The organism is Pseudomonas fluorescens, assembly GCF_902497775.2.
GTDB classification, from domain to species: domain Bacteria; phylum Pseudomonadota; class Gammaproteobacteria; order Pseudomonadales; family Pseudomonadaceae; genus Aquipseudomonas; species Aquipseudomonas putida_F.
Window position 1 is genome coordinate 768506 of the sequence record NZ_OZ024668.1, and the last position, 21320, is coordinate 789825.

At 62.0% G+C, this 21320-nt stretch carries 18 protein-coding genes and 1 pseudogene; 12 read left to right on the forward strand and 7 right to left on the reverse strand.

Annotated elements, in window-relative coordinates:
* Positions 1 to 226: 226 nt before the first annotated feature.
* Positions 227 to 1354 carry a branched-chain amino acid ABC transporter substrate-binding protein gene (locus F8N82_RS03665; protein WP_038999175.1) on the reverse strand — a complete coding sequence of 376 codons (1128 nt, stop codon included), beginning with the start codon at positions 1352 to 1354 and terminating at the stop codon, positions 227 to 229.
* 362 nt (positions 1355 to 1716) lie between these two features.
* Here F8N82_RS03665 and F8N82_RS03670 point away from each other — a divergent pair, with 362 nt between their 5' ends.
* Positions 1717 to 2022 carry a DUF2288 domain-containing protein gene (locus tag F8N82_RS03670; protein WP_038999176.1) on the forward strand — a complete coding sequence of 102 codons (306 nt, stop codon included), beginning with the start codon at positions 1717 to 1719 and terminating at the stop codon, positions 2020 to 2022.
* 157 nt (positions 2023 to 2179) lie between these two features.
* On the opposite strand, the gene F8N82_RS03675 is transcribed toward F8N82_RS03670, so the two are convergent.
* Positions 2180 to 4360 (reverse strand): hypothetical protein, encoded by a 2181-nt coding sequence (locus F8N82_RS03675; RefSeq protein WP_038999178.1) that lies wholly within the window; start codon positions 4358 to 4360, stop codon positions 2180 to 2182.
* Between the two features lie 201 nt (positions 4361 to 4561).
* Here F8N82_RS03675 and F8N82_RS03680 point away from each other — a divergent pair, with 201 nt between their 5' ends.
* The gene (locus F8N82_RS03680; protein ID WP_038999180.1) at positions 4562 to 5449 is read left to right on the forward strand and encodes an NAD(P)-dependent oxidoreductase; all 888 of its coding nucleotides are present in this window, start codon (positions 4562 to 4564) and stop codon (positions 5447 to 5449) included.
* Here the strand turns inward: F8N82_RS03680 and F8N82_RS03685 are convergent.
* The gene (locus F8N82_RS03685) at positions 5349 to 7625 is read right to left on the reverse strand and encodes a putative bifunctional diguanylate cyclase/phosphodiesterase (RefSeq protein WP_038999182.1); all 2277 of its coding nucleotides are present in this window, start codon (positions 7623 to 7625) and stop codon (positions 5349 to 5351) included. The genes F8N82_RS03680 and F8N82_RS03685 overlap by 101 nt on opposite strands.
* Positions 7626 to 7903: 278 nt before the next feature.
* Between F8N82_RS03685 and F8N82_RS03690 the strand changes: the two genes are divergently transcribed.
* Positions 7904 to 9274: a spinster family MFS transporter gene (locus F8N82_RS03690; RefSeq protein WP_052251640.1), complete on the forward strand. Its 1371-nt coding sequence runs from the start codon at positions 7904 to 7906 to the stop codon at positions 9272 to 9274.
* Positions 9275 to 9309: 35 nt separating this feature from the next.
* Here the strand turns inward: F8N82_RS03690 and rapA are convergent, their stop codons facing one another.
* Positions 9310 to 12156: an RNA polymerase-associated protein RapA gene (gene rapA / locus F8N82_RS03695; RefSeq protein ID WP_038999184.1), complete on the reverse strand. Its 2847-nt coding sequence runs from the start codon at positions 12154 to 12156 to the stop codon at positions 9310 to 9312.
* A 118-nt stretch (positions 12157 to 12274) separates the two neighbouring features.
* Between rapA and F8N82_RS03700 the strand changes: the two genes are divergently transcribed.
* The 7 genes from F8N82_RS03700 (at position 12275) to F8N82_RS03730 (ending at position 17117) form a co-directional block, all read left to right on the forward strand.
* Positions 12275 to 12961: a M949_RS01915 family surface polysaccharide biosynthesis protein gene (locus F8N82_RS03700; RefSeq protein ID WP_038999186.1), complete on the forward strand. Its 687-nt coding sequence runs from the start codon at positions 12275 to 12277 to the stop codon at positions 12959 to 12961.
* Between the two features lie 91 nt (positions 12962 to 13052).
* Positions 13053 to 13382 carry a hypothetical protein gene (locus F8N82_RS03705; RefSeq protein WP_038999188.1) on the forward strand — a complete coding sequence of 110 codons (330 nt, stop codon included), beginning with the start codon at positions 13053 to 13055 and terminating at the stop codon, positions 13380 to 13382.
* 76 nt (positions 13383 to 13458) lie between these two features.
* Positions 13459 to 13623, forward strand: a complete 165-nt coding sequence (locus F8N82_RS03710; protein WP_095162293.1) for a hypothetical protein — start codon at positions 13459 to 13461, stop codon at positions 13621 to 13623.
* Between the two features lie 134 nt (positions 13624 to 13757).
* Complete coding sequence (gene ccoM / locus F8N82_RS03715; RefSeq protein WP_038999736.1) at positions 13758 to 13874, forward strand: cytochrome c oxidase subunit CcoM; 117 nt, start codon at positions 13758 to 13760, stop codon at positions 13872 to 13874.
* A gap of 180 nt (positions 13875 to 14054) precedes the next feature.
* Positions 14055 to 16043 carry an FUSC family protein gene (locus F8N82_RS03720; protein ID WP_038999189.1) on the forward strand — a complete coding sequence of 663 codons (1989 nt, stop codon included), beginning with the start codon at positions 14055 to 14057 and terminating at the stop codon, positions 16041 to 16043.
* On the forward strand, positions 16030 to 16236 hold the full coding sequence (locus F8N82_RS03725; protein ID WP_010221104.1) for a DUF1656 domain-containing protein: 207 nt from the start codon (positions 16030 to 16032) through the stop codon (positions 16234 to 16236). The genes F8N82_RS03720 and F8N82_RS03725 overlap by 14 nt, the downstream gene beginning before the upstream one ends.
* Positions 16237 to 16247: 11 nt before the next feature.
* Positions 16248 to 17117: an efflux RND transporter periplasmic adaptor subunit gene (locus F8N82_RS03730; protein WP_038999191.1), complete on the forward strand. Its 870-nt coding sequence runs from the start codon at positions 16248 to 16250 to the stop codon at positions 17115 to 17117.
* Here F8N82_RS03730 and F8N82_RS03735 read toward each other — a convergent pair whose 3' ends face one another.
* On the reverse strand, positions 17118 to 17843 hold the full coding sequence (locus F8N82_RS03735) for an SDR family oxidoreductase (RefSeq protein WP_038999192.1): 726 nt from the start codon (positions 17841 to 17843) through the stop codon (positions 17118 to 17120).
* Between the two features lie 100 nt (positions 17844 to 17943).
* Here F8N82_RS03735 and F8N82_RS03740 point away from each other — a divergent pair, with 100 nt between their 5' ends.
* Complete coding sequence (locus F8N82_RS03740) at positions 17944 to 18720, forward strand: LysR family transcriptional regulator (RefSeq protein WP_038999193.1); 777 nt, start codon at positions 17944 to 17946, stop codon at positions 18718 to 18720.
* Here F8N82_RS03740 and F8N82_RS03745 read toward each other — a convergent pair.
* A pseudogene (locus tag F8N82_RS03745) lies at positions 18717 to 19203 on the reverse strand (SDR family NAD(P)-dependent oxidoreductase). The gene F8N82_RS03740 and the pseudogene F8N82_RS03745 overlap by 4 nt on opposite strands.
* A gap of 125 nt (positions 19204 to 19328) precedes the next feature.
* Between F8N82_RS03745 and F8N82_RS03750 the strand changes: the two are divergent.
* Positions 19329 to 20117 carry a LysR substrate-binding domain-containing protein gene (locus F8N82_RS03750; RefSeq protein WP_038999199.1) on the forward strand — a complete coding sequence of 263 codons (789 nt, stop codon included), beginning with the start codon at positions 19329 to 19331 and terminating at the stop codon, positions 20115 to 20117.
* Here the strand turns inward: F8N82_RS03750 and F8N82_RS03755 are convergent.
* Positions 20056 to 21270, reverse strand: coding sequence for a GAF domain-containing sensor histidine kinase (locus F8N82_RS03755; RefSeq protein ID WP_038999200.1), 1215 nt, complete (start codon positions 21268 to 21270; stop codon positions 20056 to 20058). The genes F8N82_RS03750 and F8N82_RS03755 overlap by 62 nt on opposite strands.
* Positions 21271 to 21320: the final 50 nt, after the last annotated feature.

Sequence of the window (21320 nt, forward strand, 5' to 3'; positions counted from 1 at the left end):
ACAGCGCTCCTAAAAACCTGATACGCATTTCACTGGTGGGGATGCCCCCGGCCCGGTCTTGTGGTCTTGGCCACTTCGGCACAGGCAACTGCCAGCGAACCGCTGGTGACGGTTTTAAGATTTTCAGGTGAACCTGCTCCCGGATCGCGGGAATCAGGCCCATGAACCTCGTAAAACAAAGCCCACTGCTCGCACAGTGGGCTTGTAGTCATATAGTCAGACGGGATTACTGAGGAGAAACTTCGGTTTTAGGTTTGCCGAAATGCCATTCGTAGACCACGAATTTGAAGTCTTTCAGGTCGCCTTTGTCGTCGTACGACAGGTCGCCGGTCGGGGTCTTGAAGGTGCCGGCGTGGATGGCGGCAGCCACTTTGTCGGTGTCTTCGGACTTGGCGGCCTTGATGCCTTCGGCGATCAGCTCGACAGCCGAGTAGGCCGGGAATACGAACGGGCCGCTAGGGTCTTTACCATCGGCCTTGATGGCATCGGAGATTGCCTTGTTCGCAGGATCGGCGTCGAAGGATTTCGGCAGGGTCACCAGCAGGCCTTCGGAGGCGCCTTGGGCGATCTGCGAGATGGAGTCGTTACCGACACCTTCAGGGCCCATGAACTTGGCGTTCAGGCCTTTCTCTTTGGCTTGGCGCAGGATCAGGCCCAGCTCTGGGTGGTAGCCGCCGTAGTAGACGAAGTCGACGTTGGCTTGCTTGAGCTTCTGGATGATCGAGGAGAAGTCCTTGTCACCGGCGTTCAGGCCTTCGAACACGGCAACCTTGACGCCTTTGCCTTCGAGGGTTTTTTTGACGGCGCTGGCGATGCCTTCACCGTACTGCTGTTTGTCGTGCAGTACCGCAACCACTTTCGGTTTGACATGGTCAGCAATGTAGTTGCCGGCTGCCGGGCCCTGGGCGCTGTCCAGACCGATGGTGCGGAAGATCAGCTTGTAGCCGCGGGCGGTGATTTCCGGGCTGGTGGCAGCCGGAGTGATCATGATCACGCCTTCGTCTTCGTAGATGTCGGACGCAGGTTGGGTGGAGCTGGAGCACAGGTGGCCGACCACGTACTTGACGCCGTCGTTGACCACTTTGTTGGCGACTGCCACGGCCTGTTTAGGGTCGCAGGCGTCATCGTATTCTTTGGCTTCAAGCATCTTGCCGTCGACGCCGCCTTTGGCGTTGATGTCCTTGATGGCCTGTTTTGCACCGATGAACTGCATGTCGCCGTACTGAGTGACCGGACCGGTTTTCGGGCCGGCGATGCCGATCTTGATGGTATCGGCTGCAAACGAATGGCTGGCAACCCCGGCCAGAACCATTGCGGCAAACAGTTTGGAAATCTGCTTAGTAGCCTTACTCATAGTGCTCCACTCATTCTGTTGTAATTTTTATAGTCCTGGCGGCCAGAGCGTGAGGACCGGATCAGGTTCCATGGGAGGCGACGCCTCGTCATGGACCCGGATAACCCCCGGATCGGCCCTGGCAACTGTACCGGTACAGTGTAGAGCGCTGCTTTGTCGCTTGAAAAGCAGGCCCGCTGGGGCAAAAACCAGGGGTGTCGCCTAATCGACAGAAAGTTATAGAAAAACGCCACTGTTTTGCCAGTTTTTCTGGTCAATCCCGGGCATTTACCACCTTGTCGATCAATTACTTATTTTGAAACTGGGTTTTTCTGCAAAAATACCGACCTTTATTGCGGTCGAATTATTTCTGGTAGGAACCCATGACAGATCAACCAAGCACCCTCTATGCCAAATTGCTCGGCGAGACCGGAAGAATCGAGTGGAAAGCGCTGGAGCGTTTTTGGGCCAAGGGTGACCTGATTTGGGTCGACCCGACCCTGGACCTGATCGAAGTTGCACAGGCAATGGCCGAAAACCGTAGCGAAACCTTCGCTGCATGGCGTAATGCTGGCACGGTAGGTCCGGTCACTACAGAGCAGGCGCTAGACCTTCAGAGCCGCGATCCAGAGATCTGGGCCGTGGTGGTTTCGCCGTTTATCGTGATTCAGGAAAAGACCAACGGCTGATCGCGCGCCAAATTGGTGCGTGAAAATGCACAGCGAGGTGGTTTTGGTGCGCGGGACTGTTCAGCCGGGGTGGCTGTTGGTAACAGTTGGGTGTGCCAAAAGAGTGCGGTAACAGTCTGATCGCGGGGCAAGTCGGATCGCCCCGCGATGCTTTCTATCAGTAATCCACTTTCCCGGTATGACTGTTCAAAGAGATCACTCGGGTCTTGCCAATGCGGTGACGGTAGATTTCACGCAGGTATTTCACTGCTTTCTTCACGCATTCGCGTGACAGCCGGATGTCATTGATCGAGACGAACTTGCTCTTGTCGTTGATCAGTTCGCGGTATTTCTTCTCGTACATCGGTTTGATTGCATACCAGTTGGTATCGAGGATCTTCGCCGGGTTCTCGAACTCGTTGAGCAGGTCATCGATGCGGTCTTCATCGAAGGCATCGCTGGTGATGAACTCGAGGATGGCGTTGTCCAGGGTGTCGTCGAACCGGTACGGGTTACGCGCAAAGCAACGCTTGATAAAGGCCACGATCAGGGTCAGGAAGTCGTCCGACAGGCACGGGCTCTTGGCGATCAGGGTAGTCAGCGAGAGGTTGGCCGAAGCGCCGATGACCAGCGCATAGCGCTTGAGCGTGGTATTGGGGAACAGGCTGTTGAGGTGGGTCTTGAGCCGGTTCAGGTCCATGTACGACAGTTTGTAGTCCTTGGGCAGGGACACGATCGACACCACCGACGAGCAATTCTTGAAAAAGTGCAGGTCGTGCAGCGCTGCCGCGTCATAGCCGGAAGCCTGGTATTGCTCCAGGGCTGCGCGGTAGCGGCGGGACTCGATCGGCAACAGGCTGATACCTTCGATCGCCTGGGTCACCTTGTTGAAATGCGGCAGGTCGATCGAGCGGAAGAACAGGTCGTCGATGTTCAGCCGCGGCTGTTCCTTCTCGAACACTTTGAACTTGTCCGAGCTTGGCGACGGCTGTTCCGGTACTACCGATTCGGCATAGGCGATGGCCACGGGGCCGGCCAGGCTCATGAACAGGTCGTTGGCATCCAGGCGAATGGTTTCGCCGATGTCGATGCCGGCTCGGCGGAAGTAGTTCTGGTCGTAGTCGGTGGTCACCGCCTGGGCGGTGAGGATGTTGAAGATCTGCTGGGAGATGTACTGGTTGGCGTGCTTCTCCATGGCATTGACATCGATGTTCTGGATGTTGCCGTCATCGTTCTCTTCGGCGTAGCGCATGATGTCGTTGGAGATCAGCATCATCGCGTTCCATGGGCGGATGCGGCCCATGACGCTGGCTTCGCTGCTGTCTTCATTGTCGAAGTTGTACGAGAAATCCCATTCTTCTGACAGGTACTTACACAGCAGCCGGCCGGCGTTGATGTGCAGGGCTTCGGACATTTCGCTGCGGTGATCGGAAATATTCGGCAGCACGCAGATGCCGCTGGTGAAGATCGGCTCGAAGACGAACGAATGGCCACTCTTGCCGTCGTTCTCGTCGGCCGGCTTGGTGTCGAAGGTCTTGTTCATGTACGAGTATTGCTGGGCCAGGCCAAACTCCGAAGCCATGCCCGAACCGGTACCGCCGCCAGCGCTGAAGATGTAGAAGTACAGGCGCGACTGGTTAGCCTTGATCCCGCAGGAATCGATCAGGTACGAGTGGATCAGCTTCCAGTCGGCGCTGGAAAAGCGGTGGGTTTCCTTGTTGAGGATGATCTTGGCCAGGTACTGACCGAGGATCGGCGCGTTACCGGCGCCCCCGGCATGCACTTCCGAGAGGTCCATGATCTTCATCTTGCTGTAGTCGCGAATGAACCCGCTCTTCTCACCCTTGCGCGAAAAGCGGATGCGCCCGGCGATATCCTTGTCGAGGTCACCGAGCATCACCAGCGGCTCTACCAGGAACACCGGCTTGGTGCCTTTGTTCTGTACCAGGCGCAGGTTGTTGCGAATCCAGCGTGCCGGGCTGTAGTTCGGTTCGCTGCCGGCGCGGTCTTCGTTGTTGAATTCGTTGAGGTAGAAGGTCCTGGCGTTGTATACAAGTTCTGCAACATCCAGGGCGATGTTCGAGCCGCAACGGCCCAGGCCAATCAGACACACCGAAGGGAATTGCTGGTCCAGGCGCAACTGGGTGTCGTCTTCGACATGCACGCTGGGCGGGAACACCAGGTCGCGCAGGCCGTCGAGGTTGTCGAGGATGCGCTGGATATCGGTTTCGGTGAAGTACAGGTACTGCTGCGGGTTAAGCGCCCGCGGGCTGTAGTAACTCGAGCCGGGAGCGCTGTACGCGGGAGTGGATGAAGTCAGCTCGGAAACCGCGTTGGCAGAAGTAGTCTTGGAGGTCATTTTGCGCCATTTGCCTGGGGGTGGGTGGCTGTTCTAGTAGGTAGCATAGAGCCATCACTGGATGAGGTTCGCGACTGTATCAGTGCGCATTTGGCGTGAGCGATAGGGGTTAACCCTATGCCTGTGTAGGAGTTTTCCTTGCCACGCCTGCAAACTGAATCGTCCGATCAGTCAACTTCTTTAATCTGTCTGGAGCTGTACATGAGCACTGCACGTCCTACGTTGGGGTTTGCTGGTATCGGTCTGATGGGCTTGCCCATGTGTCGGCGGCTGTTGGCAGCGGGTTATCCGCTGACGGTGTGGAACCGCTCGCCGGACAAATGCGCCGAACTGGTCAAGACCGGCGCCGGTCAGGTGGCGACCCCGGCCGAGCTGTGCCAGCACGCCGATGTGCTGATGCTGTGCCTGGCGGACACCGCGGTGGTGCGCGAGGTGGTGTTTGGTGAACAGGGCATCGCTACCGCCGGCAAGGCCGGTCAGTTGTTGGTGGACTTCTCCAGCCTCGAACCGACCGCCACCCGCGAGATGGCCAGCGAGCTGGCCGCGAAGACCGGCATGAGCTGGCTCGACACCCCGGTTTCCGGCGGCACCCCGGGCGCCGAAGCCGGCACCCTGGCGATCATGGTCGGCGGCGCTGCCGCAGACCTTGAGCGCATGCGCCCGGTGCTGTTGACCCTCGGCCAACGCGTGACCCACATGGGGCCGGTCGGGGCAGGGCAGGTGACCAAGGCCTGCAACCAGATGATCGTTGCCTGCAACGCGCTGGTAATTGCCGAAGTGGTGGCGCTGGCTGAGCAATCGGGCGTGGACGCCAGCCTGATGGCCGAGGCCCTGGCCGGTGGCTTTGCCGATTCGAGGCCGCTGCAGATCCTTGCCCCGCAAATGGCCGAAAGCCGCTTCGAGCCAGTGAAGTGGCACGTGCGCACCTTGCTCAAGGACCTGGATAGCGCGGTGAAGTTTTCCCGTGAACAGGGTTCGTCGACGCCGATCAGCGGCCTGGCCGCGCAATTGATGCGCTTGCATGGTAGTCAGGGCTATCTGCAAAAAGATCCAGCGACCTTGATTGATCTGTACCGGCGTAAGGATTGATGCTGCTCAGCGCCTGTTCATGGCGCTGGTTGAGTTCGCCGAGGATCGGTCGCAGTTCACCCAGTGGTACTGGCCGGCTGAGCAGGTAACCCTGGATAAAATCGCAGCCTTGCTGGGCGAGGAACTGGTACTGCTCGATGGTTTCGACGCCTTCGGTGATCACTTGCAGGTGCAGGGTGTGCGCCATGACGATAATTGCCTGGACGATTTCCATATCCTGTCGGCAGCGTGGTACATCCTGAATAAACGATCGGTCGATCTTCAGGGTGTCCAGCGGCAGGCGCTTGAGATAGGCCAGTGACGAATAGCCGGTGCCGAAGTCATCGATCGACAGTGACACGCCCTGGGCGCGGATGCCCTTGAGCAGGGCGATGGTGTTGTGGATGTTGCCCATCAACGCATTTTCGGTGACTTCCAGTTCCAGCTGGCGCGCCGAAATGCCGGCCTGGCGCAGGGCATCTTCAACTTCCCGGGCCAGCTCTTCACGGGCCAGGGTCAAGGCCGAGCAGTTGACCGTCACCTTGAGCCCGTCATAACCGTGACGGTTGAGCTGGGCCAGGTCTGCGCAGGCATGACGCAGCACCCAGAGGTCGAGTTCGGCGATCAGGCCGTTGGCTTCGGCTATGCCGATAAAACGGTCCGGGCTGAGCAGGCCATGTTGCGGGTGCTGCCAGCGTACCAGTGCTTCGAGCTTGGCAACCTGGCCGCTGTGCAGGTCGAAAATCGGCTGGTAGTGGATGCGCAGGCCGCGTTCTTCGAGCAGTGCGATGCGCAGCTCTTCTTCCAGTTGCAGCTCGAGGGTGGCGCGGGTTTTCAGGTTGCTGTTGAAGAAGTTCAGGTTGTTGCGCCCGCAACCCTTGGATTGATAGAGGGCCAGGTCGGCGTTTTTCAGCAGCTCTTCGCAGCTGCGGCCATCATCGGGAAACACACTGATGCCGATGCTGGTGGTCATGACCATACGCCGCCCGGCCAGGTCGATCGGCTCTTTCATCTTTTGCATGATGCGTTGGGCCAAGTGCCGGGCTTCGTCGCGGCTGTGCAGCGCGGTGAGGATGCAGAACTCGTCGCCGCCAAAACGGGCGACGACATCCTGGCTGCGGGTGGCGGTCTTGATATGCGCGGCTATGACCTTGAGCAACTCGTCGCCAGCGTCATGACCGAGGCTGTCGTTAATGCGCTTGAAGTGGTCGATGTCGAGGAACATCACCGCCAGCATGCCGTCATTGGCCGTTTGCTCGGCCAGGCGCTCGGCGAACACCTGGTTGAAGCCGCGGCGGTTGACCAGGTTGGTCAGGGCGTCGTAATGGGCGGCCTGCTGCAGAGAGACCCGGGCCTGGTCCAGCTGGCTGAGCAAGACGTTGACCCGGCGCAGGTCGTGCTCCTTGCTTTGCAATTTTTTGTCCGAAAGCGCGGCGCTGATGCTGCTGGCGCTGATCAGCAGGGTGATAAAGGCGATGGTCAGGCTCAGTTGCAGGCTGTTGTCGCTGACCGGAAGCGACAGCGGGGTGTCGGGGGGCAGCACCAGGGTCAACGCCGCCATCCCCAGCAAATGGGTACCGACAATCCCGCCGGCCATCAGCAGACTGGCACCGTATTTCATCAACTGATAAAGGGTGCCGCTGCCGTTGCGAAAGAAGCGGGCGAACAGCAGCGCCGCCATGCTGGTGGCGATAGCCGCGGCGACAGAGGCGGCAAACAGGTCGGGGCGATAGAACTGCTGGGCGGTCGAGCGCATGGCCGCCATGCCGGTGTAGTGCATGGCGACGATACCCAGGCCAAAGCACACCGCCGCTTGCAAGTAGTGGCGTGGCCGCAGCTCCTGGCGGCCGAGGGTATTCATGGCCATCCAGCCGGCTAGCAGCATGATCAGCAGCGAGACGCCGGTCAGGGCAACGTCGTAGTGAACTTCCAGTGGTGTTTGCAGGGCCAGCATGCTGACGAAGTGCATGGCCCAGATGCCACCGGCCAGGCAGCAGGCACCGAGCAGGCGCCATTGCCGCTGGGCGGCGGGCAGTTCGACGTGGCTCAGGCGCTCGGCCATGTCCAGGGTGGCGAAGCTGCCGGCACAGGCGATCAGAAACGCAAGCAGCACCAGATACGGGTTGTGCCTGCAATCGAGAAGGATCTGCCCGGTTGCCGGAAGTTCGGCGAGCATTTGTAGCCCCAGCCACTCCATAGCATTCCTCGTAGTCGAGTTTGCACTCGTCCCCCAATTGCCCACTCGGAGACCGTTCTGCAGGAGTATAGGAACTCGGCATTAGTCCATCCTGAATAATGGCATATTGATTCCGACGATTTGGTCATTGAGGCAATAGCGCCGGGTTCTAAAACCGCGAATGGTTACAATTACCCGGTATCAGTACGGTCAATGGTGGCAGACAGATCGCAGAGGGCCCTCTAGATTCAGTTCGGCGTGCTGGAATGCCCCGAACAATAATAATGAGGGACTGATCGATGCAGAGCTCCACTCAAGCGGCGAACGCCTGGCGAATCCTGTTTTTGTTGTTTCTGGCCAACCTGTTCAACTTCTTCGACCGCACCATTCCCGCCATCATCATCGAACCGATCCGCCTGGAATGGCACCTGAGCGACTTTCAGATCGGATTGATCGGTACCGCCTTCACCCTGGTTTATGCGATTGCCGGGCTGCCGCTGGGGCGCCTGGCCGATAACGGTTCACGCAGCAAATTGATGGGTTGGGGGTTGATGGCCTGGAGCGGGCTGACGGCGGTCAATGGCATGGTCGGCAGTTTCTGGAGCTTTTTGCTGGTACGCATGGGCGTGGGCATTGGTGAAGCCAGCTATGCGCCGGCCGCCAACTCGCTGATCGGCGACCTGTTTCCCGCTGAGCGGCGGGCGCGGGCCATGGGCATTTTCATGCTCGGCCTGCCGCTGGGGTTGCTGCTGGCGTTCTTTACCATTGGGGCGATGGTGCAAGCCTTTGACAGCTGGCGCGCGCCGTTCTTTATCGCTGCAGTGCCGGGGCTGCTGCTGGCGCTGTTCATGTTCATGATCCGCGAGCCGGCGCGCGGGGCGGCTGAGTCGGTGGCGATTTCCCAGGCGCCGCTGGACCGGCCGCTGCGCCGGGTCTTGAGCGTGCCGACTTTCTGTTGGCTGGTGCTGGCTGGCCTTACCTTCAACTTCGCCACCTACGCCTGCAACTCGTTCATGGTGCCGATGCTGCAGCGCTACTTCTTGCTTTCGCTGCAGCAGGCCGCGGTGGCCACCGGGGTGATCGTCGGCCTGACCGGCCTGGTGGGCCTGACCCTCGGCGGCTGGATTGCCGACAAGGTGCACCAGCGCTTTGCCAATGGGCGTTTGTTGTTCGGTGCTCTGAGCATGCTGATTGCGACCCTGGCCACCGCTTGGGCGCTGCACGCCGGGCGGATCGAGATCGGTGTGTTCGTGGCGGTGTTCGGTGTCGGCTGGTTGTTTGCCTACAACTTCTATACCTGCGTCTACACCGCGATTCAGGATGTGGTGCAGCCACGACTGCGGGCAACGGCCATGGCGCTGTTCTTTGCCGGGCTTTATCTGCTGGGCGGCGGCCTGGGGCCGGTGGTGGTGGGCGCGCTGTCGGACCATTTTGCCGTGGCGGCGATGCAGGCAGCGGGGGAGGTGCAGATGAGCGAGGGGTTCAAGGCTGAAGGCCTGCACGGGGCGATGTACCTGATACCCGTGGCATTGATGCTGACGCTGGTGTTCCTGCTGCTGGCCTCGCGGTGCTTTAGCCGGGATGCGCAGAGGATGCGGGAGGGGATGGTGGCAGACAGTGAGCTGCTGGACGTATCGCGGGGCAAGCCCGCTCCTACAGGGGTGGCGTAGGAGCGGGCTTGACCCGCGATTGAATACGACGCGGTTTATCCGGCGACCAAGACCCGAATCGCTTCCAGGCGCAGCGCCGCTTTATCAAGCATCGCCAGGCCTTGTTCACGCTGCTTGCGCAGGGCTTCGATTTCGCTGTCGCGAACGGTCGGGTTGACCGCTTGCAGCGCCGTCAGGCGCGCCAGTTCTTCGTCGGTTTCCGCCGCCAGGCGGCCCTGCGCTTGGGCGACACGCTCGGCATGGCGCGGCATGATCTTGGTTTCGCCGCCGTTGATCCGCGGCGCCAGCACGTCGCGCTGGGCCTGGATGAACTTGTTGGCGCTGGCCTTTGGCACGCTTTCGAGCTGGTCGTTGAGGGTCTCGAAGGACACCCGCGAAGCCAGGTCGTTGCCATTGGCGTCGAGCAGGCAGCGCAGGGCCGCCGGCGGCAGGTAGCGACCCAGTTGCAGGGCGCGCGGAGCCACCACTTCACTCACGTACAGCAGTTCCAGCAGCACGGTGCCGGGCTTGAGCGCCTTGTTCTTGATCAGCGCCACCGAAGTGTTGCCCATCGAGCCGGACAGCACCAGGTCCATGCCGCCCTGGACCATTGGGTGCTCCCAGGTGATGAACTGCATGTCTTCGCGTGACAGCGCCTGGTTGCGGTCGTAGGTGATGGTCACGCCTTCGTCGTCGCCCAGCGGGAAGCTGGCGTCGAGCATTTTTTCGCTCGGTTTGAGGATCAGGGCGTTTTCCGAGTGGTCTTCGCTGTCGATGCCAAACGCGTCGAACAGGGTTTCCATGTAGATCGGCAGGGCGAACTGGTCATCCTGCTCAAGAATTGCCTCGACCAGCTCCTGGCCTTCACCGGCGCCACCGGAGTTGAGCTCCAGCAGACGGTCGCGACCGCTGTGCAGCTCGGCTTCGAGGCGCTCGCGCTCGGCGCGGGCCTCGTCGACCAGCGCTTGCCACTCATCGTCGTCACCGCTTTCGAGCAGCGGCAGCAGGCGCGGGCCAAACTGATGCTGCAGGGCGTTGCCGGTCGGGCAGGTGTTGAGGAAGGCGTTCAGGGCCTGGTGGTACCACTGGAACAGACGCTCTTGCGGGCTGTTTTGCAGGTGCGGCACGTGCAGTTCGATGGTGTGCTTCTGGCCGATCCGGTCCAGACGGCCGATACGCTGCTCGAGCAGATCCGGGTGAGCTGGCAGGTCGAACAGCACCAGGTGATGGGCGAACTGGAAGTTGCGGCCTTCACTGCCGATTTCCGAGCAGATCAGTACCTGGGCGCCGAATTCTTCGTCGGCGAAGTAGGCGGCCGCGCGGTCACGCTCAAGGATGCTCATGCCTTCATGGAACACCGTCGCGGGAATACCGGAACGCACGCGCAGGGCGTCTTCCAGGTCCATGGCGGTTTCAGCGTGGGCGCAGATCACCAGGACCTTGACCCGCTTGAGCATCTTCAGGGTATCGATCAGCCAGTCGACCCGTGGGTCGAAGCGCCACCAGCGCTCTTCTTCGCTGCCTTCGCCCTGGGACTGGAAGGCAACCTCCGGGTACAGCTCAGCGTGCTCGCCCAGCGGCAGCTCCATGTACTGGTCGGGGTTGGGCAGCGGGTAGGGGTGCAGGTTGCGCTCAGGGAAGCCCTGGACGGCGGCGCGGGTGTTACGGAACAGCACGCGGCCAGTACCGTGGCGGTCGAGCAGCTCGCGGATCAGGCGGGCGCTGGCCTGGGTGTCGCCATCGTTGACCGCGGCCAGCAGGGCTTCGCCTTCGGCACCGAGGAAACCTTCGATGGTGGCGTGGGCCTTGGGCGACAGGCGGCCTTCGTCGAGCAGTTCCTGGACCGCTTCGGCTACCGGGCGATAGTGCTCGCTCTCGGCGCGGAAGGCGGCCAGGTCGTGGAAACGGTTAGGATCGAGCAGGCGCAGGCGGGCGAAGTGACTGTCCTGGCCCAGTTGCTCCGGGGTAGCGGTCAGCAGCAGCACGCCGGGGATGACCTCGGCCAGTTGCTCGACCAGCGCGTACTCGGGGCTGACCTGGTCTTCATGCCAGACCAGGTGGTGCGCTTCGTCGACCACCAGCAGGTCCCAGCCAGCGGCAAACAGCGCGTCCTGGGCCTTCTCGTCTTCGGTCAGCCATTCCAGGGCGACCAGCGCCAGCTGGGCATCTTCGAAGGGGTTGCTGGCGTCGCTTTCGATAAAACGCTCGGCATCGAACAACGCGACCTGCAGGTTGAAGCGCCGGCGCATTTCCACCAGCCACTGGTGCTGCAGGTTCTCCGGAACCAGGATCAGCACGCGGCTGGCGCGGCCCGAGAGCAGTTGGCGATGGATCACCAGGCCGGCTTCGATGGTCTTGCCCAGGCCCACTTCGTCGGCCAGCAGTACTCGCGGGGCGATACGGTCGGCCACTTCACGGGCGATGTGCAACTGGTGGGCAATCGGTTGTGCGCGGGTGCCACCCAGGCCCCAAAGCGACGACTGCAACTGACGGCTGGTGTGCTCCAGCGTGTTGTAGCGCAGCGAGAACCACGCCAGCGGGTCGATCTGCCCGGCGAACAGGCGGTCGCTGGCCAGGCGGAACTGGATGAAGTTTGACAGCTGGGTTTCTGGCAGGGTGCGTGCCTGGTTCTGGGCGTCGAGGCCGTGATAGACCAACAGGCCGTCGACATCTTCGACCTCGCGCACAGTCAGCTTCCACCCTTCGAAATGGGTGATCTGGTCGCCAGGCGAGAAGCGCACCCGGGTCAGGGGCGCATTGCGCAGGGAGTACTGGCGTGTGTCGCCAGTGGCCGGGTAGAGCACGGTCAACAAGCGGCCGTCCTGTGCCAGAACGGTCCCCAGACCTAGCTCGGCTTCGCTGTCGCTGATCCAGCGTTGCCCCGGTTGATACTGCTGCGCCATACTGCCTGACTCCCGCCATGAAAAGCCGACTATCTTAACGGATAGCTCTGTGCAGACCAAAGAGTCTAGCAACTTCATCGACGAAAACCGCTGTCGCCAGTGAGGGCCCGATACAGCCATGCCGATCTCCAACCCCTGGTTCATCCGAACGTTGACCGTGGCGGGACTGCTACTGCTGGGTGCCTGCGACAAGAAAGGTTTCGAAATACTTGCGCCGATTCCCGCCGGGCAGCTTGAGGCCCTGGGCGTGCAATCGCCGGTGCAGAGCGTGCATTACCACGACCGCGAGGGCGAAGGCCTGCTGGTGCTGAGCCGTAATGACGATCAGGTCAGCGACGAAGAAACCGATCAGGACGTCGACCGCGTGGTGCTCACTGCAACGCTCTATGAGCGTCAGAGCGATGACAGCTTCAAGGCGCGCTGGAAGATCGAGAACGAGACCACCTGCGCCGGGCTCGACCTGGATGTCGGTTTTTATGCCGATGTCAGCGGCGCCAGCGACCTCAACAATGACGGCCTGGCCGAGCTGACGGTCGCCAGCCACGCCTTTTGTGGCGGCGGTGTCGACCCCCATGAACTGCATGTCGAGTTGCGCGAAGGCCAGGCCAGCTATGCTATCAATGGCCAGTCGCTGATCGCGATCGAGGGCGAGGAGCCGTATGGCGGTGAGCGCGAAGACAGCCCGTCGCTCAAGGGGGCGCCGCAAGTGTTGCGCGATCACCTGAACGAGGTCTGGAGCAAGGTGCTCAAACGCCCGTGGAGCGAGGCTCAGCCCACCCCGGCGGACGAGGAAGACGATCGCTAGCCGGCAATTGTGAAGCGAGCCACAGTTTTTACCGGACCTGGCTCAAGGCCCATGGCCATCAGCCGAAACACTGGCGACAGGAGATTATCCCATGCTGCCGCCCCTCATCCCGCTCAGCGCTGCACCCGTGACACAACAACTGGACCCGGTAAAGCCGACGCCAGACATCAAGCCCGTGGTCCCGGCGCAGCCAACCTCCAGCGACAGTACCATCGACCTCAAGCAGCGTGACCCGGAGCAGGCGGCCATCCTTTTGCGCGAAGAGCAGCGCCGTCACCAGCGCCGGCGCCAGTCGAGCCAGGATGAAGAACTGTACCAACCGCTGCCCGGCGACGAAGTCAACGCTGACAACACCGTGCCGGTGGCGCCGTTGATGGGGGAGCAGCCGCGCCAGGGGCTGCTGGTGGACATCGAGGTCTGAGGATACAAGCGCTACTGGTCAGCGCCGGCTGCAGCCTTCATCATTGCAGCACTGCAGTCAGCTTTCCGAGCCCACCATGAGCCAAGACGACAATCTGATCGACCTCGGTGCCGAACGTGCACGCCGGGTCCACGACCTCAACGAAAAGCGCCTGAACGAAGTTCGCCAGGCGTTCGAGCAGGCCATGCCGCTGGGCAAGGCGAAGAAGAAAAAGCCCAAGGGCAAACCCAAGAAGCGTTGAAAACTTGATGCAGGTCAAGCCTGCACCCGCCTTGCGCGCCCGGTTCCGGGCGCTATTGACCTCGGTCAATTTCCTCCCCCGTCCCATTCGTTACCTTAAGCCCATCGGACAGGTTCAGGCGAATGGAGGCCGACATGTTCTTCGATAATGTGGTTATCGCTGGAGTGGTTACGGTCGGTCTGATGCTGATGTTCTTCGTCGGATTCGGAATTTTCATCTGGAAAGACTCGAACAAGCGCAAAGAGCGCTGATCCTTTTCAGTCACGAGCACGCAAGGCATTTAGGGCGACTTCGGTCGCCCATTTTTTTGCCGATGAAAAAACCTTTCAGCTCCCTCTGGACTATTAATAGTTAGCTAGCTAATAATTAAGCCCTGAACTTCTCGCCTCATCCTGGCTATCTTTACCACACCGTCGTTCAAGGTGCGTCCCGTGCCCATCACGTTGCAGGCCCTGCTGGCGCCAAACAAATCCGCTGTGCAATTTGCCCTCAAGACCGTGCTGGGCGGCGGCCTGGCCTTGTGGCTGGCGCTGCGCTGGGGGCTTGAGCAACCCGCCTGGGCACTGATGACGGCGTTCATCGTCGCCCAGCCACTGTCGGGCATGGTGGTGCAGAAGGGCCTGGCGCGGTTGCTCGGCACACTGGTGGGCACGGTCATGTCGGTGCTGTTCATCGGCGCCTTTGCCCAGACTCCGTGGCTGTTTTTGTTCGCCCTGGCCTTGTGGCTGGCGTTGTGTACCGCCTGCTCGACCTTGCTGCGCAGCGCCTGGGCCTACTCGTTCGTGCTGGCCGGTTACACCGTGGCGATCATTGCCTTGCCGGCCATCAACCATCCGCTGCTGGTGTTCGACCAGGCGGTGGCGCGCTGTACCGAGATCTGCCTGGGGATTGTCTGCGCCACTGCCACCAGCGCCTTGCTCTGGCCCATGCGCGTCGAGCAGCAGTTGAGCGGGCAGGCGCGCCAGGCCTGGCATAGCGGGCTGCAGGCTGCCAGCGCCGCCTTGAGCGGTGAAGAACAGGGGCGCAAGGGCCTGCTGGAAATTCTTGGGCGTATTGTTGCCGTTGATTCCCAGCGCGAGCATGCCTGGTTCGAGGGCAGCCTCGGCCGGCAGCGCGGCCGGGCGATTCGCGGGCTGAGCCAGAAGCTGCTGGTGCTGTTGCGGATTTCCCGCTCGGTGCGCCGGCAATGGCGGCAACTCGATGAGCAGCAGGCGCAGCACATGGCGCCCTGGTTCGAGGAGGTCCAGGCGCTGCTGGCCAACCCCGATCAGGCCAGCCTGTTGCTGTTGCGTCAGCGCGTCTGGGATGCGGCCCACGATGAGCGCATCAGCCCTGCCGAACACTACTGCCTGGCGCGCCTGACCCTGCTGCTGGACAACGCCATGGCCGCGACCCTGGCTCTGCGCGGGGTCGAGGAGGGCAAGCCGGCCGCCGATGTGCCCGACAGCCTGGCCGCCCACCGCGATGTGTCGCTGGCCCTGCTGTTCGGCTCGCGCAGCGCCCTGGCATTTCTGGCCATGGCCAGCTTCTGGCTGGCCACCGCCTGGCAGGCGGCGCCTGGAGGACTGGTGCTGACCTGCGTGGTCTGCAGCCTGTTCGCCAGCCGCGAGAACGGCGCGCAGATCGGCATGAGCTTTTTGCGCGGGATCTTGCTGGCCATCCCGGTGGCGTTCGTGGTCGGGCAGGTCCTCCTGCCCGAGCTCAGCGGTTTTGCCATGCTCGGCCTGGCCATGGGCGTGCCGCTGTTCTTCGGCGCCCTGGGCATGGCCAATCCGAAGATCGGCGCCACTGCGACTTCTTATTGCCTGCACTTCATCGTGCTGGTGGCGCCGTTGAATGTCATGAGTTTCGATGTCGCCAACTTCTTCAACAGCGCCCAGGCCATGCTCATGGGCGTCGGTGCCGCAGTGCTGGCGTTCAAGTTGCTGGTACTGCGCAACCCGGCCTGGCATGGCAAGCGCCTGCGCGCCGCGACCCAGAGCGACTTGGTACGGCTGACCCGTCGCGATCTGCGCGGCGCCGACACCTGGTTCGGTGGGCGCATGGCCGATCGTCTGCTGCAACTGGCCCGGCATTACGGCGCCTTGCCGGAACAGGAGCGCGGGCGCTGGGATGATGGCCTGCACGGCCTGGATATCGGCGATGAATTGCTGCACCTGCGCATGTGCCTGGCGGTCGCCCAGGCGCCGGTGGCGGCCGCCGAGCGCCAGTACCTGCAACAACTTGAATCGGTCTTGGCCAGCGGCCCGGCCCCGGGGCGTGGCCAGCGCCTGGACGCGGCCAGCGAGCAATTCATCGACGCGTTGCAACGAGTGCCTGGCAGTGACCCACTGCGCCTGGCCATCGGCGCCGTGCTGCAATTGCAGAAGAGTTGGGGCAAGTGGTGCCGTCGACAGGAGGAAATCCATGGGCTTGCGTGAGTGGGCGCTGGGCGGTGTGTTGCTCAGCCCGTTTCTGGTGTATGTGCTGTTGGCCTTGCTGCTGACCGGCGTGGTGCGTCTGTTGTTGCGCTACACACCGTTGGGGCGCTGGGTTTGGCATGAGGCGTTGTTCGACTGCGCGCTGTTCGTTTGTATTCTGACCCTGGTGACCCACGTGCTGGGGCCGTTATAAGGAGTGTGACCATGCGTGCTGCTGTACGTATCGCAGTAACCCTGTGCCTGGTGGCGGTGGCCATATTTGCCGGCTGGAAGCTCTGGCAGTACTACATGCTCACCCCCTGGACCCGTGATGCGAAGATTCGCGCCGACGTGGTGATCATTGCCCCGGACGTGTCCGGCTGGGTGCGCGAGCTCAAAGTGCACGACAACCAGCAGGTAAAGGCCGGCGAGCTGCTCATGTCGATCGACCGTGATCGTTTTGAAGCGGCCCTGGATAAGGCCAATGCCGTGGCCGAAACCCGCCAGCAGCAACTGCGCCTGCGCGAACACGAAGCCTCCCGGCGCGCCGCCCTGGGCCCGCAGGCAATCAGCGCCGAGTTGCGCGAGAACGCCCAGATCAACGCTGCCGTTGCCCGTGGTGAGCTGCGCGAAGCGCAAGCCGAGGTCAAGGTCGCGGCCATCAACCTGGCACGCAGTCAGGTCAAGGCGCCGCGCAGCGGGCACATCACCAACCTGCGCCTGGCCGAAGGCAACTACGTCAATGCCGGGCAATCGGTGATGGCCCTGGTGGATGACTCGACTTTCTACGTTCAAGCCTATTTCGAAGAGACCAAGCTGCCGCGTATCCGCGTTGGCGACCCGGTCAAGGTCTGGCTGATGAGTGCTGGCGAGCCGATGCAGGGGCATGTCGAAAGTATCAGCCGCGGCATCACCGACCGCAACGCCAACCCCGACAGCCAGTTGCTCGCCGAAGTCGAACCGACCTTCAACTGGGTGCGCCTGGCCCAACGCATTCCGGTGCGGATCAAGCTCGACCAGGTACCCGAAGGGGTCAACCTGAGCGCCGGCATGACCGCCAGCGTGCAGGTGCGCGAGGACCAGGTGCAGCGCTGATCAAGCCTGCTGGCGGGTAGCGGCCAGGACGATTTCGCGAATGCACACGTGTTGCGGCTGGTGGTAGGCGTAGGCAATCGCCTGGGCAATATCTTCGGCGCTCAGCACCTGGCCGCCCATCTCGGTTTTCCAGGCCTCATAGCCTTGCTTGATGGCCTCGTCGGTGGTGTGGCCGAGCAGCTCGGTCTCCACCGCGCCGGGGGCGATGGTCACCACCCGCACGTTATGCGCGGCGACTTCTTCGCGCAGGTTTTCCGAAATGCCGTGCACGGCAAACTTGGTACCGACGTAGGCTACGTGGTTGGGGAAGGTCTTGCGCCCGGCCACGGAGCTGACATTGATGATGGTGCCGTGGCGACGGGCGATCATCCCGCCGACCAGGGCATGAATGCCGTTGAGCAGGCCTTTGACGTTGACGTCGAGCATCTGCTCCCATTGCGCCGGGTCCTGCTCGTGCATCTGCCCCAGCAGCATTACCCCGGCGTTGTTGACCAAGGCATCGGCCGGGCCGTACAGCGCCTGCGCTTCATTCACCGCCGCGATGAACGCCTGGCGGTCGTTGACATCCACCGCGCGGCACAGGCAGCTCGGCAGCTCCAGGGCCTGCAGGCGTTCAAGGCGCCTAGCCAGTAACAGCAACGGGTGACCGGCGCTGGACAGCAAACGAGCGGTGGCTTCGCCGATACCGGAGCTGGCGCCGGTGATGATGATCAGGGGTTTGTGCATACTGGCCTCCAAGGCATAATCGCTTTCAATGGCTCCAGTGTAAGAACGCTGTTAATCATTGAGAAACGGCTTATTTCTAGGGCTGGTATCGGAAAAAACTATGGATATTCGTCACCTCAAGGCGTTTCTCGCGGTGTTCGAGGAGCGCAACATCACCCTGGCTGCCCAGCGCCTGTGTGTTGCCCAGCCGACCTTGTCGGTGACCATTCGCCAGCTTGAGGACGAGTTGGGCGTGGCGTTGTTCTTGCGCCAGGCTCGGGGTGTCGAGGTCAGTGAGCACGCCCGCCAGCTGTACCCGCAGGCCCAGCGCATGGTTGCCGAGGCCCAGGCACTGAGCCGGCGCTTTCGCCAGGGTGAAGACCGTCAGCCCTTGCAGGTTGGCGTGGAGGCGGACATCGCCAGCAGCCAGGTCGAGGCCTTCGTGCGCCTGGCGACGCAGAACGTCCCGGGTATGCAGTTGACCCTGCTCGATGGCTGTGTGGGCGATGTGCGCCTCGGGGTGGAAGCCCTGTGCTGTGAAGACGAACTGTTTCTAGCGCTGTGGGAAGAACCCTTCGTGCTGGCCATGTCCAACGGCAGCAGCCAACCCGAACGCTGGATCAGCTGCCCGCAACACTATGCGCACCAGCGCTTGCTCGGGTTCTATACAGGGGCGCAGCAGGTCGGGCACGCCGGGTCGTTGCAGCAGGCGCTGCCGATGGTGGCAGCCGGGCTGGGCGCGGCATTGCTGCCGCAATCACTGGTTGATCGTCACCCCGGGCTGCACTGGCGCCCTTGCCCAGGCTCGGCACTGACTCGCCGGGTAGGCTTGTGCTTTGCGGCCCAGGCCCTGCAACTGCCGGCGCTGGCGCAGTTGCATCAGGCGCTGGGCGCTTAAAGGAACATGCCGCCGGACACTTCCAGGCGCTGGCCGGTAATCCAGCCGCCGCCATGGCCCAGCAACAGGGCAACCGCGGCGCCGATATCGTCCGGCAGGCCGCTGGGTCAGGAAGACCGGACCCTTGAGCTGGATGTTGAACAATTGCTCGAACTGCGCTTCGCTGGTTTCGCTGAACGGCGCGTTGATGCCGATGCCGGCATTGTTCACCAGAAAGTCCAGCTGCTGACGGCCGAACACCTGATGCAGGGTAGTGCTCAATTGCTGGGCGAAGGCCTCGAAACTGGCGCTATTGCTCACGTCCAGCTGCAGCATGGCCGCACGTACACCGCTGGCCTCAAGGGTTTTGACCAAGGCCTGGGCTTGCTCGGCCTTGCTGTTGTAGGTACCGATGATGTCGATGCCCTGGGCGGCCAGGTGCTGGGCGGTGTTCTTGCCCAGGCCGCGGCTGGCGCCGGTAATCAGTGCGATTTTGCGGGGCATGGTGTGATCCTCGTGGTCGAGCCGGTGGCTGAAGATGGGAGGAGTTTATTGGTCGTGTATTTGCTGATAAATCCATTGGAATCGGAAATATTGCTCGGATAATCCGAACAGTTGGATGCCCACTCATGAACAAGCTGGAACTGCTGCGCACCTTTGTACGGGTCAGCGAGCTGTCGAGTTTTACCCTCGCCGCCGAAAGCCTGGGGCTGCCGCGCTCGAGTGTTTCCGAACAGGTCCAGGCCCTGGAAGCGTTGCTCGGGGCGCGCCTGTTCAACCGCACCACGCGGCGGGTGCAGGCGACCCAGGATGGCCTGCAACTGTACGAGCGCAGCAAAGACCTGCTGGCGCGAATGGATGAGCTCGAAGGGCTGTTTCGCACCGATGCCGCCGCGCTCAGTGGCCGTTTGCGGATCGATTTGCCGACCCTGGTGGCGCGGCGCATCATCCTGCCGAACCTGCCGCAGTTTGTGGACCGCCATCCTGGCCTGACGCTGGAAGTCAGCTGCACCGATCGCCAGGTCGACCTGCTGCGAGAAGGCTTTGACTGCGTGCTGCGCATCGGTACCCTCAGTGACCTGAATCTGGTTGCCCGGACCCTGGGCTTCGAATATGAACAGGATGGCGCCACGCGTTACCAGGCAATGCCCGGAGTTATCACGGTCAATAGCACCGAAGCCTATGAAAGTGCCTGCCTGGCCGGGCTTGGGATTATCCAGGCGCCGGCTGCCGGGTTGCGCGAATACCTGGAGCGCGGCGAACTGGTGCCGGTGCTTGAGGCATTCAACGCGCCGCCGATGCCGGTGTCATTGCTCTACGCCGCGCAGTTGCACCTGCCGCAACGGGTACGGGCGTTCATGGACTGGCTGGTGCAGTTGCTTGAGGGGCAACTCGATCCAGTGGCAGGCGGAAGGTAAACAGCGTGCCGGCTTCAGCACTGGACACCACCTCCATGCGCCCGCCGTGGGCCAGGGCGATCTGGTTGGCGATGTACAGGCCCAGCCCCAGGCCGGGTTGCGGCGCATCGTCACGCGGTCGCGAGAACGGCTGGAACAACTGAGCCATTACCGGTGGCGCAATCGGCTCGCCCAGGTTATGCACGCCGAGGACGAACACCTGGTCGCGAATATCGGCCATGACATCCACCGGGCTGTCGGCCGCGCCGTGGGTGAGGGCGTTGGCGATCAGGTTGGACAGCAACTGGGTGACCCGCTCACGGTCGCAGTGCATGCTGCCGAGGTCGCCGATGTTCAGGCGAATCAAGCGCTGCGGATGCACCCGTTGCAGCTCCGATGCCACGTGGCTAAGGGCTTCGGCCAGGTCCGGGCAGGGCTGGACGTTGATCATGATGCCGTTGCCCAGGCGGCCGCGGGCAAAATCCAGGACATCGCGTACCAACTGGTTGGCGCGGCGTCCGCAGGTCAGGATGTGCTGGGCGATGGCGCGGCTTTTTTCATCCCGCAGGCGCTGGCTCAGCAGTTCGGCACCTGCGGTAATGGCGAACAGTGGATTGCGCAGGTCGTGGCCGAGCACGGCGATGAACTGTTCACGCAGGTCGGCGATGGCCCGCTCTTCTTCCAGGGCCTGCTCGGTTTGCTGGGCGTTCTCTTCGCTTTCGATCTGGATCGACAGCACCCGGGCGAAGGACTCCATCATCGGCTGGATGGCGCTGCCCTTGAGCTCGGCAGGTAGCGGGTCAAGGGCGCAGATGGTGCCGAAGAAACTGCCGTCGGTACGAAACACCGGCACGGAGATATAGCTTTCGAACTTGTAAATGCGCGGGGTGTGGTGGTTGCAGTACCGCTCGTCTTCGCTGGCCTTGTCGATCACGATGGTCTGGTGGCTGGCACGGATCTCGTGGCACAGGGTGGTGATCAGGTCCAGCTCGCCGCCAACCTCCAGGCCGAAACCCAGCGAATCGAGTACCGCGCAAGCCGTCCAGCTGCTGTCGGTGACCCGCGCGACTGCGGCAAAGCGCATACCGGTGGTCTCGCAGATCACCTGCAGGATGGCCGGTACCGCGTTGATTCGGCCGATCGTGGCGATTTCGGAAGTGACGGCGGTGCTCATGAATCATCCACGTTCGCTGACTACTGGGAGGCGTTGAGAAGGTTAAGTCT